The organism is Streptomyces sp. NPDC031426, assembly GCF_055581585.1.
Genome location: NZ_JBVIJE010000002.1, coordinates 327,229 through 343,197, shown reverse-complemented (window position 1 = coordinate 343,197; position 15,969 = coordinate 327,229). Strand labels below are relative to the sequence as shown.

At 72.3% G+C, this 15,969-nt stretch carries 10 protein-coding genes and 3 pseudogenes; 5 read left to right on the top strand and 8 right to left on the bottom strand.

What is annotated here, in order from left to right:
- Positions 1-138: 138 nt before the first annotated feature.
- The 8 genes and pseudogenes from ACZ5NH_RS04550 to ACZ5NH_RS04515 all read right to left on the bottom strand — a co-directional run.
- Positions 139-288: pseudogene (locus ACZ5NH_RS04550) on the bottom strand (chaplin); the annotation flags it as partial.
- A gap of 159 nt (positions 289-447) precedes the next feature.
- A pseudogene (locus ACZ5NH_RS04545) lies at positions 448-811 on the bottom strand (catalase); the annotation flags it as partial.
- 393 nt (positions 812-1,204) lie between these two features.
- Complete coding sequence (locus ACZ5NH_RS04540) at positions 1,205-2,668, bottom strand: aminotransferase class I/II-fold pyridoxal phosphate-dependent enzyme (protein ID WP_468772935.1); 1,464 nt, start codon at positions 2,666-2,668, stop codon at positions 1,205-1,207.
- A gap of 123 nt (positions 2,669-2,791) precedes the next feature.
- Positions 2,792-4,951, bottom strand: a complete 2,160-nt coding sequence (locus tag ACZ5NH_RS04535) for a discoidin domain-containing protein (protein WP_468772934.1) — start codon at positions 4,949-4,951, stop codon at positions 2,792-2,794.
- Between the two features lie 122 nt (positions 4,952-5,073).
- A complete protein-coding gene (locus tag ACZ5NH_RS04530) occupies positions 5,074-6,429 on the bottom strand; it encodes an FAD-binding protein (RefSeq protein WP_468772933.1) in 1,356 nt (451 codons plus the stop codon).
- A gap of 92 nt (positions 6,430-6,521) precedes the next feature.
- Positions 6,522-7,328: an inositol monophosphatase family protein gene (locus ACZ5NH_RS04525; protein WP_468772932.1), complete on the bottom strand. Its 807-nt coding sequence runs from the start codon at positions 7,326-7,328 to the stop codon at positions 6,522-6,524.
- A gap of 84 nt (positions 7,329-7,412) precedes the next feature.
- Complete coding sequence (locus tag ACZ5NH_RS04520; protein ID WP_468772931.1) at positions 7,413-9,191, bottom strand: RICIN domain-containing protein; 1,779 nt, start codon at positions 9,189-9,191, stop codon at positions 7,413-7,415.
- Between the two features lie 143 nt (positions 9,192-9,334).
- Positions 9,335-10,469 (bottom strand): annotated as a pseudogene (locus ACZ5NH_RS04515) (FAD-dependent oxidoreductase).
- A gap of 208 nt (positions 10,470-10,677) precedes the next feature.
- Here ACZ5NH_RS04515 and ACZ5NH_RS04510 point away from each other — a divergent pair.
- The 5 genes from ACZ5NH_RS04510 to mdlC all read left to right on the top strand — a co-directional run bounded on the left by ACZ5NH_RS04510 (position 10,678) and on the right by mdlC (position 15,969).
- Positions 10,678-11,685 carry a Ppx/GppA family phosphatase gene (locus ACZ5NH_RS04510; protein ID WP_468772930.1) on the top strand — a complete coding sequence of 336 codons (1,008 nt, stop codon included), beginning with the start codon at positions 10,678-10,680 and terminating at the stop codon, positions 11,683-11,685.
- A gap of 96 nt (positions 11,686-11,781) precedes the next feature.
- Positions 11,782-12,732: an ABC transporter substrate-binding protein gene (locus tag ACZ5NH_RS04505; RefSeq protein WP_468772929.1), complete on the top strand. Its 951-nt coding sequence runs from the start codon at positions 11,782-11,784 to the stop codon at positions 12,730-12,732.
- Entirely contained in the window at positions 12,729-13,529 is an 801-nt protein-coding gene (locus ACZ5NH_RS04500; protein ID WP_468772928.1) for an ABC transporter permease, read from the top strand. The genes ACZ5NH_RS04505 and ACZ5NH_RS04500 overlap by 4 nt, the downstream gene beginning before the upstream one ends.
- Positions 13,526-14,365 (top strand): ABC transporter permease, encoded by an 840-nt coding sequence (locus ACZ5NH_RS04495; protein ID WP_468772927.1) that lies wholly within the window; start codon positions 13,526-13,528, stop codon positions 14,363-14,365. Before ACZ5NH_RS04500 ends, ACZ5NH_RS04495 begins: the two co-directional genes overlap by 4 nt.
- The gene (gene mdlC, locus ACZ5NH_RS04490; RefSeq protein ID WP_468772926.1) at positions 14,362-15,969 is read left to right on the top strand and encodes a benzoylformate decarboxylase; all 1,608 of its coding nucleotides are present in this window, start codon (positions 14,362-14,364) and stop codon (positions 15,967-15,969) included. Before ACZ5NH_RS04495 ends, mdlC begins: the two co-directional genes overlap by 4 nt.

The following is a 15,969-nucleotide window of genomic DNA, read 5'->3' as shown; positions in this document are numbered from 1 at the left end:
TTCTCCTTCCCTCCCCTCCCCCCCCCCCCCCCCCCCCCCCCCCCCCCCCAACCCCCCCCCCCCCCCCCCCCCCCCCCCCCCCCCCCCCCCCCCCCCCCCCCCCCCCCCCCCCCCCCCCCCCCCCCCCCGCCGGCGGCGTCACTGGTTGACGCAGCTGTTGCCGACGGTCGGGTTCAGCAGCCCGATCAGGTTGATGCTGTCGCCGCACACGGTGACCGGGACGTCGAGCGGTACCTGGATGACATTGCCCGAGAGGACGCCGGGGCTGTTGACGGCGGTTCCGGTCGTCGGGGTCGGGTCGGCGGCGAAGGCGGTCGCCGAGCCTCCCAGGGCAAGAACACCCGCGAGTACGGCCGTTGTGGCGAAACTGCGAAGACGCATGATCTGCCTCACTGGTTGACGGAGAAACTCCTCCATCACACCGGCGCCCAGCGCCGTCCGCCTGTTGTGATACGCCGTTCGGGGCCGGGCCGGGCGGTCCGCCGTGAAGTGCCGCGGACGGTTGATCGGGATCTGCGCGAAGTCGGGGCCGCCCAGCCGGGTGATCTGGGTGTCCAGATAGGAGAAGAGTCGCCCGGCGAGCAGCAGGGCGTCGGTGATGTCGATGCCGGGGACGAGATGGCCGGGGTGGAAGGCGACCTGCTCGGTCTCGGCGAAGAAGTTGAGCGGGTTGCGGTCGAGGGTGAGCAGGCCGATGGGCTGCACGGTGGAAGTCCGGGTCGACGCCGTTGATGATCTGGGCCTCCTCCCACACCAGCGAGTGCACGCCCAGCTTCGGCTTCCAGTGGAACTTCAGCGCGGTGGCTACGCCCGGGCATACGGCCGACAGCACGAACACATGTGATGAAAGAGGTCGACGCGGCCCTCGTACCGAGGTCCCCGGGCCGGTGCGTCCGAAACCGGGAATCGCGATGGATTTCCGGTCGGGGTGAAGTCGGGCCGTCTCTCATCGAGTTGCCGGGAGGCAGGCCCGCCGGACGTGTCGTCCGGACCCGGGGACCGTCGAGCAGGGCCAAGTGCCCCCTGCCGAGGGAGTCTTCGTCAGGAGGGCCGCCTTCTTGACCCGACAGGCAGGCACCCGGCCGCCCGTACACGCCACCTTAGGCGCAGCCCCCGGCCCCCGCAGTCCGAAGAGGCCCGGTCACACCCGGGTGGCCGGTAAGGGGACCGTGGGCGACCGGCCCCGTGCACACGGGCGGACCGGTCACGGTCGGGCCGTGACGCGCAGGCTCTCCAGCGACGGGTCCGCCGCGTCGGCGATGAGGAAGCCGTGCGCCACTCCGCTTCGCAGGAAGTCCAGCACCTCCTTCGTGATCACCTCGCCGGGCGCGACGACGGGCACGCCGGGCGGATAGGGGCTGATCATCTCGGCGGAGATCCGGCCCACGGCTCGCTCGGCGGGCACCTGGTCGGCGGGCCCGAAGAACGCCTCGCGCGGCAGGACCGCCTGTTCCAGTTCCAGCGCCCTCGGCTCGGGCAGCAGGACGGCGGGCCGCCGTTCGATCGAACTGGCGTTCTCCCCCAGCGAGCGCACGGCGTCCAGCAGGACCTTCTCCGTCTCGTCGTCGTCGGCGTGGGTGATGGAGGCGGTGATCCGGCAGCTGTCCGAGCCGCCCACGTCGACATGCCGGTGCGTCCGCAGCCATTCCACCGCCTGCATGCCGCTGAGGCCGAGGTCCCGGACGTCCATGGTGATCTTCATCGGGTCGAACTCGGCCGCCAGGCCCTGCTCGATCACCTCGCCTCCCATGACCCGCAGTCCCGGCAGTTCCCGCAACTCAGCCCGGATGCGTTCGGCCCGGTGCAGGGCAGCGTCCAGCAGCTCGCGGCCCCGCTCGGCCATCTGCCGGCGCCAGCCGTCCAGGGCGCCGTACACCAGGGACGAGGCGCTGGTCGTGCCGAGCAGGTCCTCGCGCTGCTTGAGTACCTGGGCCGCCACCCGGTCGTGCTGGAGGTGGAAGACCGAGCTCTGCTCGATGGCTCCGCCCATCTTGTGCACGCTGGTGACGACCAGATCGGCGTCGGCGTCCATGCCCCAGGCCGGGAGGTCCGGATGGAAGGGCAGATGGGCGCCCCAGGCCTCGTCCACGATCAGCGGTACGTCGTAGGCGTGACAGGCGTCGGCGACGCCCCGGATGTCGGCGCAGGTGCCCCAGTCGGTGGGGGTGATCAGCAGCATGCCCTTGGCGTCGGGGTGCTCGCGCAGCCGGTCGCGGACGTCGTCGGGCTCCGGTGGATGGGCCATGTGCCGTTCGGTGTCGAACTTCGGGTGGACCCAGATCGGCTCCACACCGTTGATGATCACCGCCGCGACGACCGACTTGTGCGCGTTGCGCGACAGCAGCAGTTTCTCCCCCGGGCCCGCGACCGAGCACATCGCGGTCTTCACGGACAGGGAGCTGCCGCAGGTCGAGAAGAAGGCGTGCTCGGCGCCGACCGCGTCCGCCATCAGCTCCTGCGCCTCTTCCAGCACGCCCTGGGACTCCCGGCGGTCGTCCAGGCCGTTGAGGGTCAGTACGTCCGAGCGGAAGACGTCGATGCCGAGTATTTCGGCGACCCGGGGGTCGGTGCCGCGGCCCTGTTTGTGCCCGGGCGGCCCGAACACGACGTCTCCGCGGCGCCGGAATTCCTCCAGGGCCTCGAGTACCGGTGCGCGCGAGTGATCCATGAGCGTCCTCTTCTTCTACTGCCCCTGCGGGCATGCGGGTGCGGCTCCGTCCGCGCGGGCCGCACCGTCCGCGTTGCACTCGGCGCGCACTCGAAACCCCGGGGGCCTGTCTTCAGGGGTGGTTCACGGGAACGACGTCACCTTGGCGGGGACGGTGCCGGTTCCGGAGGTGGGAGCGCCGGTGCTGTCGACGACATGGGCGTACTGGCCCTTGCCGCCGAGGGAGATCACCAGCAGGTCGTGCATCTTGATGCCCGAGCCGGTCGGGACCTGGAAGCCGTGGGCCTGGACGATCGACGGGTCGGCCGTGTAGTTGCAGTAGCTGCCGAGTCCCCAGGCCTCATGGGTGGTGACGGAGTCGGCGACCTTGTAGGCCGCGTAGCCGACGATGCCGTCATGGGTGATGGCGGCGGCGTCGGGGGCGTCGTACGCCTTCTCGTTCTGGAAGAAGATCGTCCGGCCGCGTTCGCCGTTCCAGTAGACGTCGTACTTGTTGAAGTGTTCGACGAACAGGCCGGTGGCGAGGACCTCGTCACCGTTGACCCTCAGGCCGTAGTCGGCGCGGTTGGTGTCCCAGCCGACGCCGCTGCCGTGGTCGGCGCGCCAGATCCAGGTGTGATCGATGATCGCGTCATTGCTGTCGACCACGAGCGAGTTGGCGGCGAGACCGGGTCCCGCGCCGCCGATGCGGAAGAACACGTCCTGCACGGTGGTCGGGTCGGCGGAGTGGTCTGCGGTGGCACCGGGCGTGCCGATGCGCAGCAGTGTGTCGGAGTTGACCGGTCCGGCGTCGATGAGGAAGCCGGCCAGCCGCACGCCGTCGACGTCCGCCACGTGCATCGCGTCGATGCCGTTGTCCGGGACGAGTGTGGCCACGCCCAGGCCGAGGACGACGGTGTCGGGGCGGGTGACGTCGATGGTCTGGTCGAGGTGGTAGATGCCGGGTGTGAAGAGCAGGTTGAGGCCTTGGGCGAGGGCCGCGTTGATGGTGGCGGCGGTGGCTCCCGGCTTGACGACGTAGAACCGGTCGAGCGGGAGGGACGTGCCCGGGGTGTTCGGCCAGGAGACGCCTCGGGCGTTGGTGCGCCGGGACGGCACGAACACCTTGTAGTCCGAGCCGTCCAGATAGAGGAACGGCTTCTCGCGGGAGACCGGGGTGGTGTCCAGGGTGGTGTACGGACCGCTGTCGAAGTTGGTCGCCGGCGCGCCCTGGACGCCTGAGAACGTCATGTTCCAGACGCCGTTGGTCCAGCCGCCGACCGAGCTGTCCCGGGTGTACCACTGCTGCTGGGAGTACGGGCCGACCGTGCCGTCGATCTTAGAGTCGGCGATGTAGCCGCCGGAGGCCCAGCCGTAGCCGGTGGGCGCGAGGTTGAGACCGCCCTCGACATGGATACGGCGGAAGGGCGCTGCCTGCGCCACGGCCCAGCGGTCGTCGCCGTTCGACGGCTTGACGGCGAGGTTCTCCGCCGAACGCCAGAAGTTCTGCGTGGCGTTGCCGTTGAACCAGCCGGCGTCGACCGTGACGTCCCCGTTGATCTGGGTGTCGTCGGGGTTCAGGCCGAGCCCGGAGATGGAGGTGTAGAAGCCGATCTGGGCGTTGATGCCGTTGTACGTGCCGGGCTTGAGCAGGAACTGGTAGCGGCCGGTGCCGAACTGGGCGGACTCCTGCTGCTTGAAGACGTCGTCGAACTTCTGCTGGAGGTCGGGGGTGGAGGGGTCCACGACGATGACGTTCGGGCCGAGGTCGCCGCCGCCCTGGATGGGGCCGGTCGCGGTGGTCGTGGTGTGCACGGCCATCTCCCAGAGGGAGTAGCCGTACCCGGTGCCGCGCGCGGTGCCGTAGATCCGGACGTACCGGCCCAAGCCGCTGACGTCGTACGACGCCGTGCCGCCGCCCGCGCCGGCGACGGTCTTGAGGGTGGTCCAGTTCTGGCCGTCGGTGGAGGCCTGGAGCTGGAAGTCCTTGCCGTAGGCGGTCTCCCAGTTCAGATCGATCGCGCACAGGTCCTCGACCGCGCCGAGGTCGACCTGGAGCCACTGCGGGTCGCTGAACCGGCTGGACCAGCGGGTGGAGGTGTTGCCGTCGAAGGCGGCGGAGGCGGGGGTGCCGCCGTTCTCGGTGGAGGACGCCGTGGCGGGCCGGCCCTGGGCGGCGTCGGCCGTGTCGCAGGTCCGGGTTCCGGCCGCGGCGGCCGGGGGGTGGGCCAGGGGCAGGGTGATCAGTGCGGCCGTGGCGGCCAGTGCGACACCCAGGGCCCTCGGTCCCGTGCGGCTTCTCATCCGGCTTCTCATCTGGCGGCTCCCAAGGGAAAACGGCTCAAGCAGCCGACGCTGCGGCTTAGTTCATGTTTTGATTTAAGTGGTGAGACAAGCGCCCGGCAAGCCTTCGGAAGCCAAAACCTTCAGAACCGCAGACTGTGTCCGCGCGCCAGGACGAGATGCGGGTCGAAGCGCCGTTTGGCGGCGGAGAGGGCCGGCCGGCGACTGCCGTGGTGTTCCCGCCAGTCGGCATCCGACATGGGCAGGGCGTTCACCGGATAGGCGACTGCGCCCTCGGAGCGGGCCAGTTCGTACGCGGCGCGGTTGGCGGCCACCATCGCCGCGACCGTCTCGGGGCTGCCGGGCGGCGCCGTGCGCAACAGGGCGAACAGGTGAAGGACTTCGCCGGAGGGGCGGCTGAAGAGGGGAGCCCGCAGTCGACTGGAGAGCAGCGGGTACAGCAGGACGAGGCCGGTGTCACGCAGATCGCGGAAGGCGGGATCGGCGAGCACGGCGCGGACGACGGACTCGGCGCTGTCGTGCGGCAGCAGCAGATTGAGCCACGGGTGCGGATACAGCCACTCCCCCGTCTCCCGCAGGACCTCCTCGTCGGTGTCCACTCGATGGGCGAACTCGCCGTAACCCAGGTCCTCCGTCTCCAGTGCGGCGGGATCATGCCCGAGTCCGTCGAGCAGGGCTGCGTCGTCGGGCGGGCAGGGGCCGTCGTACGGGGCCACGGCCTCGATCATGTACTGCCAGCCGTGCTCGCCGGTCGGCCGGGCCTGGCCCTCCAGATAGGAGAAGCGCTGCTCCTCGGCGAGCCGCCGCTGGTCGGCGAGGTAGCGGCTGAGGTCGGCGTAGTACAGGCAGTGGCGGCGGACCCGGGCGGGGGCCGGCACCAGACGTAGCGTGGCGGCCACGATGACGGCGCACTGGCCGAGTCCGGCGAGCACGGCGTGGAACAGCTGCGGATCCCGGTCGGGCGAGCAGCGCCGGGGCTCCCCGGCCCCCGTCACCACCTCCAGCTCCAGGACCTGGTCCGCGACCAGGCCGTGCCGGTGGCCGGCCCCGCCGAGTCCGCCCGCCGACAGGACCCCGCCGACGCTCGCGCCGAGGTAGTCGGTGAGGACCGGCGGGGTACGGCCGTACGGCAGGGTGGCGGCGAGCACCTCGCGCCACAACGCCCCTGCCTCGACGGTCACTTGACCGTCCGCCACGGGACCGACCCGGTTCATCTCCCGCAGGTCTAGCACGATCCCGCCGCCAGCCTGCCCCTGGCCGTACATCGAGTGACCGCCGGCGCGCACGCTCACCGGGATGCCCCGGGGTCCGGCGAACTCCAGCAGGTCCTGGATCTCGGCGGCGGACCGGGGGCGCAGGACGCCGATCGGAGTCTCATGCACGATGTGCCCGAAGTCCTGCGCACACGCGCGGAGGCTCTCGGCTCCCGTGTCCAGGGCGGGGCCGAAGCGGGTGACGAGGTCGGCGGCCGAGGTCATACGGGCATCACACCAGACAGGCGGCACCTCCGTCGAGCAGGCAGGCCCACCACTCTACGACGCAACACCGTGAAGTGCCTCCGCCAACTCCCCTAGCCCCTCCGGTTCTTGACGAGCTGCAGCAGTGCGGCGTGGGTCTCCGCGTCGGCCGCCGCGACGAGACCGCCCGCGCCGCTGAGCACGGGCTCGCCATACAGGTCGGTCACCGTGCAGCCGGCCGCCCGGCACAGGGCGATCCCTGCCGCGAAGTGCACGCTGTCGCGCAGGTCGCCGTCGGTGACGTAGGCGGCCCGGCGTCCGGCGGCGACCCAGGCCACGGCGAGGGTGCTGGAGATCACCCGGGGCCGGAACCGTTCGGTGAAGCCCGGGTCGGCCAGGAGGCGGACCGCCTGAAAGCGGGGGGCGTTGGGGAACGGCGGATCGAGGTTGACGTCCACCAGCGCGGAGCCGGCCCAGGGCGTCAGCCGTTCGTCCGCGCCGTCGCTGTGGACCCAGGCCGCCTCGCCGTCGGTCCAGAACACCTCGCCGCTGAACGGGTCGGCGGTCGCGGCGGCCGTGACCTCGGGCCCCTGACGCAGGGCGACGTTCACCCCCAAGAGCATGGTCCGCACCGCGTAGTTGAGGGTCCCGCACAGCGGGTCGACCAGCCAGCGGCGGTGGGCGTCGGCGGCGCCGGAGCGTCCGCTCTCCTCGCCGGTCACGGCGTCGTCCGGGCGGGCGGCGCCCAGCACGTCCAGGATGGCCCGCTCTGCGGCGAGGTCCGCCTCGGTCGCGAAGTCTCCGGCGGACTTCTCGTGGCGTTCGAGCCGACTGCCGTAGAGGTCGCGGACGACGGCGGCGCCCGCCTGGGCCGCTGCCAGGGCCAGGCGGGCGTCGGAATCCCCGTTGATGATCGACATGGGCGCAGGGTAGCCGGAGGTTTCCCGGCGTACGAAGGGAGTTGAGTGTCCCCGACGGTCTGTCGCGGCGCCTGGGTGGAGCGCTCAGGTCGCGGTGAAGGACAGGTTCTGTTCCGCAGCGGAGCGCCCCGCGCCGACCGAACTGCCGCTGCTGGCCGTCCAGGTGCGCACCGGCGTGGTCTCGGCGAGCCGGCCCGAGGTGCCGGAGAGGCCGAGCACGAGTCCGCTGTAGCGGTTGACGAGACGGTAGGTGCCACCGGAGCCGTTCGGGATCACGAACCACTGCTGGCCGACGGAGGGCCCGCCGGTCCGTGCAGCGGTGACGGTCGGTCTGGCGCCCCAGGCCCGGCCGGCCGCCGAGGACGAGTCGACGCCGAGCAGCCGCCCGCTCGCGGCGTTGGTGAGGGTGAAGGCTCCGTCGCCGGTCGGGGTGAAGGACCAGATGTCGCGGCCGGATGTGGCGGGCCGCGCCAGCGAGGTGGTGGCGCCGCCGCGGGCCGCCTGGGCCAGGATCCGGCCCGCACCGCTCGCGATGCGGTAGGTGCGGCTCGTGTCCATCGGGGCGGCGGCGGGCGCGGAGGAGTCGACGGTGATGTCGACGTACTCGCCGGAGGCGTCGTGCGAGCAGCCGAAGGCGCAGTAGGAGCGGAAGGACCTGCCGACGATCGCGGAGCTGGTGCGGTTGGCGCTGTCGAGGAACCAGCGGTACCAGGAGGCGTTGGTGTAGCTGCCGGTGTCCCCGATCAGGCGCCACCTCTGGGTGCTCAGGTCGTCGGTGGCGTAGAGGTACTGCGGTGAGTTGCCGCTCTGGTCGACGGTCTGCGGTTCGCCGATGTACAGCCCGAGATGGGCGTCGTAGGCGATGTTCATCACGAACAGCGGCGAGGTCGGCGGCATCTTCCCGGCCGCGATCTGCTGGGCGGCCGTGCCGGTGTTGGCCGGGTCGTACTCGGCGGAGGCGGGGGTGTAGCCGGCGGGGTGGTCGGCGTCGACGGGGACGATGTCGCTCTCCTTGCCGCCGGTGCCTGGCTGCGACCAGGCGCCGTCGTACCACTTGCGCCAGGAGCCGGGCGCCATCTTGGCCGAGATCGGGGCGCGTGCCACGTGCTCGTAGAACGCCTTCCAGCCACCGCTCTTGTCGATGATCCGGGAGCCGTAATAGACGTAGAAGTAGCCGGACGCGGTGTCGACGAAGAGGCGCTGGTCGCCGTCGCCGTAGGAGTACGTCTGGTTCGGGAAGGCCGCCGTGTCCCCGCGCTGGGTGCTGTACGGGGAGGTGATCGCATGGTCCTTGACGGTCCAGGTGCGGCCCCGGTCGGTGGAGACGGCGTAGTCGATGGCGTCGTAGTGCAGTCCGTCGCCGAAGGGCTGCGGGGTGAACTCGTTGTGCACCAGGCCGTACCAGTCGCCGGTGTCGGGGTCGACCCACACCCCGGACAGGTCGCAGTAGTTCCTCTGGGCGTAGCCGGAGCCGCTCGGCGCGTACGTCGCCTCCCGGCCGGTGGGGCTGTTGTTGCAGCGCCAGGTGGTGTCGTCGTTGCGGTCGGCGGGGTTGGCCGGGTTCACCGACTTGCTCAGCGTCCTGTCGAAGGTCGCGGAGTCGAAGTCCTTGCCCGTGTAGAAGTCCCAGGAGCGCGGGTCCTTGGCGCCGTACAGGGCGGCGGACTGCTGGTAGTGGAAGGTGCCGTCCCGGTCGAGATAGGGGCTGGCGGGGGTGTCCGTGGGGTGGGTGAAGGGCACCGGGGTCCCCACGGTCACGGTGTAGCCGGCGTCGGCGGGTGTGGCGGCCGGTGCGGGGGACGCGATGCCACCGCCCAGGACCAGGGCGGCGGTCGCGGCCGCCGCACCGCCCGCTCTGCTCAAGAGTCGCAACTGTGCTCCTTGTTGCCGAGGGTTCCGAAGGGCCGGTCGCACGGAACGATCCGGCCCCGGCGTTTCCCCGGCAATGGACTCCAGTGCTCCGCCTCTTGCACTTTCGCGCGGTGGCGGACGCCACCGCGCGCCGGTCAGGGCTCCTCGGGCGGGGCGGCGGACAGCGGGCTCTCCCAGGCCAGTTGGCGGATGAGCCCCGCGTCCGGGTCGGCGGGGCGGGCGATGACGGGACGCGGGCGGGCCGGGTCCGTACCGCCTCGGGTGATACCGCCGCTGACGGTGATGTTGTGCTCCACGCGCGGCCGGCGGTGCGCCTCGTAGGCGGCGAACGCGGCGGGCGGGCCGGGCAGATCGCGCAGCGCCTTGGCCAGGACGACGGCGTCCTCCAGGGCCATGGAGGCGCCCTGGCCGGTGGCCGGGGAGGCGGCGTGGGCCGCGTCGCCGATGAGCAGCACGCGTCCGGTGTGCCATACGGCGCCGAGCGGAAGCTCGGTGGCGTTGGTGACCAGGACGGAGCCGACGGAGGCGGCGACGACGGCCCCCATCGGCACGGAGTCCTCGCGCAGCAGCGGCAGCAGCTCCTCGCGCCAGGCGACCTCGCGCACGGATCCGCCGTCGGGCAGGGGGTCCGTGTTGACGCGGGCGAACCAGTACGCCTCCCGCGTCGGCGACACCGCGTACCCGAAGGTCGCCTTGCTGCCCCGGATGAAGGTGATGCGGCCGGTCTTGGCCACGCGCGGCGCGGAGCCGGTGTAGCCGTAGTAGACCCGCTGACCCGAGTAGCACGGCCGCACCCCGGGGGTGAGGATCCCGCGGACCGTCGAGTCGAGTCCGTCGGCGCCGATGAGGAGGTCGGCGTCGGCGGTGGTGCCGTCGGCGAAGTGCGCGGTCACGCCGTCCGGGGCCTCGGTCACGTCGGTCAGGCGGACCCCGTGACGCACCGGGATGCCACGCCCGGCCGCCTCCTGCTGGAGGGCCGCGTTGAGCTCGCCGCGGCGCAGACAGCGGTAGCGCAGCCCGGGTTCGGCGACCTCGCCGAGGGGTGCCTGCGCTGTCGAGCAGCCGCAGCGAGGTCAGTGGAAAACCGACGGCCGTGACGGCGTCCGTGGCGTCGAGCTGGGCCAAGGCGCGCATTCCGTTGCTGGCCAGGGTCAGGAACGCCCCGATGTCCTCGGCCGTGTCGGGGTGTGCCTCGTACACGGTCACGTCGTATCCGGCCTTGTGCAGCCCGAGCGCGGCCGCGGTCCCCGCGACGCCGCCGCCGATCACCAGTGGCCTCGTCGCGTCCGTCCCGCTCAAGTGCCGCTCCTCGCGTCGACAGTGGTGGTGACCATCTAAGGGCAGGAACGGGTTCGGTGGCGGGGTGGGGGCCGAGATCAGGACAGGAGACCGGTCTTCGGACCCGCCGGCCGGTGCTGTGCACACAGGCACCCCCTGAATGACGGGTTCCTTGCGGGAAAGTGGGTACTCCCCGGCCATGCGGGTGAGTGTGCTGGATGCGGGGTCGAACACGGTTCGGTTGGTGATCGCGGATGTGGACGATGGCGTTCCGCTGCCGGTGCACACCGTCAAATGGAAGCTGCGCCTGTCCGAACACGTCGGTCCGGACGGCACCATCTCCGACGAGGCGGTGGAGCGGCTGGTGAAAGCGGTGGGCGCAGCGGGGGCCACCGCCCGGAGATGGCATGCGACGGGGCCGCTGGCCTTCGCGACCGCGGTGGTGCGCGGCGCGCCGAACCGGCAGGAGGTGCTGCGCCGGGTGGCCGCCGGAACCGGGATCCGCATGTGCACCCTGCCGGGTGAGACCGAGGCCGAGCTGACCTTCCTGGCGGCCCGGCGCTGGCTGGGCTGGCACGCCGGCCCGCTCGCGGTGCTCGACATCGGCGGCGGCTCCCTGGAGGTGGCCTTCGGCCGGGGCCGGCTGCCCGACTTCGCCGCGTCCCTGCCGCTCGGCGCACGCCGCCTCACCCAGGAGCACCTCGCGGTGCAGGACCCGCCGGGGCCGGAGGAACTGAAGGAACTGCGTCGCCGGATCCGCCATGAGCTGCGGGACGTGGCCTCGCGGATCCGCTGGGAACGGCCGCGCACCGCCGCGGTCAGCTCGCGTACGTTCCAGCAGCTGGCCCGGCTCTGCGGGGCGGCACCGGGGCGCTACGGCCCGTTCGTGCAGCGGCGGATGCGCTGCCGGGACCTGCACGAGGCGGTGTGCACCCTCGCCGCGCTGCCGGTCGCCGAGCGGGCCCAGCTGCCCGGGATCTCGGCGCCGCGCGCCGAGCAGAGCCTGGCCGGAGCGGTCGTCGGGCACACGGCGCTCAAGCTCATGGGGCTGCGCGGAGCCGTCGTCTGTCCCTGGGCCATCCGCGAGGGCGTGCTGCTGCGCTACATCGAGGACGGCGCGGACTGGTGGACGGACACGACCGGCACCACCGACACCACGACACCACCTCCCGCGACCCCCTTGCGCATCGCGGCCCCACGGGCCTGAGTTCGTCCAAAGACCCCGCACCGAATGTAGCGATCACGACAATTGCTGGGTAGTCATGCCCCTATGCCTTTACGTCGATCACGATCACGCTCGGGAATGACGCGAACGAAACGCCTCGCCGCGCTTGTCGCCGCGGCGGCGCTGGTCCTCGTGGGCTGCGACAGCGGCGCCACGTCGCACTCCGGCGACGGACGGCAGCAGCTGACCGTCGCGGCCCTGCCGCTCACCGACTCCGCCGCCCTCTATCTGGCCCGGGACCGCGGGCTGTTCGCCAAGGAGGGCCTGGACGTGCGCATCCAGCCCGTGCAGCAGAGCATCCAGGCGCTGCCCGCGCTGCTCAAGGGCCAGGTGGACGTGATCGCGAGCGCGAACTACGTCACCTATTTCCAGGCGTACGAGAAGGGCACCCTGGACCTGCGCATCCTCGCCGAGGGCGTCCGGATCGCCCCGCACATGATGGACGTCCTCGTGCCCGGGGACTCGGCGCTGAAGAAACCCGCCGACCTCGCGGGCAGGAAGGTCGCCGTCGCCGTCCTCAACAACATCCAGTCCCTGACGCTGAACGCGATCCTGGACGGCCAGGGCGCCGGCCGGCCCGTGTACCGGCAGATCCTGTTCCCGCAGATGGGGCCCGCCCTGCAGCGGGGCCAGGTGGACGCCGCCCACGTGGTCGAGCCCTTCGACACCGCCGTCCAGGGCGAGCTGGGCGCGCGGGTGCTGCTGGACGGAGGATCCGGACCGGCGCGCGGCCTGCCCGCCAGCGGGTACGTCACCACGGCCGACTTCGTGAAGAAGAACCCCAAGGCCGCGGCGGGCTTCCGGCGTGCCGTCGAGGCAGCCTCCAGACTCGCCGCCGAGGATTCGGGAGCGGTCCGCGCGGAGCTGCCCAAGTACACCAAGGTGACCGCGGACCAGGCCAAGTCGATCCATCTGCCCGACTATCCGGCGACCGCCGACCCGGCGGCACTGCGCCGGCTCATCAAGCTCATGCGCGCCCAGGGGCTGTTGAGCAAGGACATCGATCCGGCCCCCGTGCTGGTGACATGACACGCCGTCAGGAGCTGCTCCTCGGTCTGCTCGGCGCGGCGGGTGCCTTCGGGGTCTGCGAGGCGGTCGCCCGCGCCGGGATCGTACGGCGCAGCTACTTGCCGCCTGCCTCCGAAGTCCTCGCCCGCGCCGCCCGGTTGGCCGGCGACCCCGCCTTCCTCGACGGGATCGGGGTGACCCTGCGGGCGTGGGCGCTGGGTCTTGGGCTCGCCTGTGCCATCGCCGTACCGCTGGGGTTGCTGCTGGGCGCGGTACCGGTGGTGGAGGCCGCCGTACGCGCGGTGATCGAGTTTCTGCGGCCCCTGCCGTCCGTCGCGCTGATCCCGCTGGTGTCGCTGCTGCTCGGTTCGGGCACGCGGACGGAGGTGACGCTGATCGCGTACGCCTCGCTCTGGCCGGTGCTGTTCAACACCGTCTACGGCCTCGGCGAGACCGATCCGCTGGCCAAGGACACCCTGCGCGCCTTCGGCTTCGGGCGGCTCGCGGTGCTGCTGCGGGTGGAGTTGCCGGCCACCGCCCCGTTCATCGCGGCCGGTGTGCGCATCTCGGCCGCGGTCGCCCTGATCCTGGCCGTCGCGACGGAGATCCTCTCCGGCTTCGGCCAGGGTCTCGGGATCTTCATCGCCCAGGCCCAGACGGAGACGGACGGCACGCGGGACGTGCTGGCGGGAGTGGTGTGGGCGGGCGGTCTCGGGCTGGTGATCAACGGCGTACTGGTCGGCGCGGAGCGGCGGTTGTTCGCCTGGGCGCGGGAACCCCACCCGGAACCAGTCGAGTTGCGGCGGAGCCGCTCATGACCCGGGGCAGCGCTCGGATCTCGGCCCCACCGGAACCGCGCCGGGTCACGGCCGTCCCCTTCCTGCTGCGCTGGTCGGTGCTCCTCGTCGCCGTCGCCTGCTGGGAGCTGGCCGCCCGTGCCCAGGGCAGCGTGTACTTCCCGCCACCGCTGCGCATCGCCCGGCACGCCCGCGACCTGTGGTTCTCCGGGCCCGTCGGCCATCTGTTCCTCACCCCGGCCGCCGTCGACACCATCCTGCCGAGCCTGGGCCGGATGGCGGCCGGCTTCGCGCTCGCCGCCGTCGCCGGGGTCACCGTGGGGATCCTGGTGGGCCGCTCGCGCCGGGCGTACGCGCTGTGCAACCCGGTGCTGCAGTTCGCACGGGCCGTGCCGCCGCCCGCGCTGGTGCCGGTGTTCGTCGTCGTCTTCGACTTCGGTACGCCCATGCAGGTGGCGTCGATCGTGTTCAGCGCCGTATGGCCGGTGCTGATCAACTCGGCGGAGGGCGCCCGCGCCACCGACCCGCTGCGGCTCCAGGTGGCGGCCGTGCTGCGGCTGACGGCGCCCGAACGGCTGTGGTTCCTGATCCTGCCGTCGGCGCTGCCCCGGATCTTCGCGGGGCTCCGGCTCAGTCTCTCGCTGTGTCTGATCCTGATGGTGTTCTCGGAGCTGCTGCCGGGCAGTGACAACGGCATCGGCTTCACGCTCACCGACGCCCAGACGCGCTCCGATCTGCTCACCGTGTGGGCCGCGCTGCTGCTGCTCGGCGCGCTCGGGTATCTCCTCAACACCGGTCTGCTGGCGGTCGAGAAGCGGCTCGTCGGCCCCGGATCGTATGCAGGGAGGGCAGCATGACGACGGCCACGGTGCGCGAGGCGGTCGTACGGCTACTGCGCGACACCGGCATGACCACGGTCTTCGGGAATCCGGGGTCCACGGAACTGCGGATGTTCCGTGACTGGCCGGACGACTTCACCTATGTGCTGGGCCTGCAGGAGTCCGTCGCCGTCGGCATCGCCGCCGGGCACGCGCTCGGCACCCGGCGTGCCGCGTTCGTCAGCCTGCACTCGGCCGGCGGGGTGGGGCACGCGCTGGGCGCGGTGTTCAACGCCTTCCGCGACCGGGTGCCGCTGGTGATCGTGGCGGGACAGCAGGCGCGCTCCCTGATCCAGCTGCGGCCGTTCCTCGGCGCCGACGAACCGGCCCTGTTCCCGCGCCCGTACGTGAAGTCCGCCCGCCAGCCGGAACGCGCCGAGGACGTGCCGGCGGTGCTCGCGGAGGCGTACCGGATCGCCATGACCCATCCACGCGGCCCGGTGTTCGTGTCCGTGCCCGAGGACGACTGGGACCGGCCCGCCGAGCCCGTCGCGCCCCGCACGGTGCACTCGGCGTTCACGGCCGCCCCGGACGCCCTCGACGCGCTCGCCGCCCGGCTGGCGGCCTGCGCGCGCCCGGCGCTCGTGGTGGGGCCCGGCGTGGACGACGAGGACGCGCTGGACGAGGTCCGGGTGCTGGCCGAGCGGATCCGGGCCGGGGTGTGGATCAGTCCGCTCTCCGGCCGCTCCGGCTTCCCGGAGTCGCATCCGCTGTTCCAGGGGTTCCTGCCGCCGATCGCCCGGCAACTGGCGGCGCGCCTCGCGCCGTACGACGTGGTGGTCGCCCTCGGCGCGCCGGTGTTCACCTATCACGTGGCGGACGGCGGCCCGCCGCTCGCGCCCGGCACCGAGCTGTTCCATCTGGACTGCGACCCCGGCCAGGCGGCCTGGCTGCCCACCGGCACCAGTATCGTCACCACCCTGCGGCCCGCCCTGGCCCGGCTCGCCGGGCTGCTGACGGAGCCCGACCGCCACCCGCCGCCGCCCCGGCCCGCGCCCGCCCCGGCCCGCGCCGAGAAGCACATCACGCCGGAGCTGTTCTTCGATCTGCTGCGCGCCCGGCTGCCGCGCGACCGGGTCCTCGTCGAGGAGGCGCCGAGCCACCGCGACGCGCTGCACGCGCGCGTGCCGGTCGAGTCGGGCGGCGGTTTCCTCACCACGGGCAGCGGGGCGCTCGGCTGGGGCCTGCCCCTCGCGGTGGGCCGGGCGCTCGCCGACCGGCGCCGGGTGGTGTGCGTGGTCGGCGACGGCTCGGCGCTGTACTCGGTGCAGGCCCTGTGGAGCGCGGCCCGGCATGCGGCTCCGGTCACCTACGTCCTTCTGGACAACGGCGGTTACGCGGCCGTCCGGGCACTCGGCCGCCGGATCGGCGTCGCACCCGTCCCCGGTACGGACATCACGGGCATCGACTTCGCGGCCCTCGCCGAGTCCTTCGGCTGCCCCGCGGCCCGCGCCGAACACCCGAACGAGCTGCCGGCCGCGCTGGACCACGCCCTGGGCCGGGGCGACGGCTCCGGCCCCTTCCTGCTGCACGTGCGGGTCGGCGGCAGCACGGGCACCCTCTACGAGCCCTGGGCCGGGTGA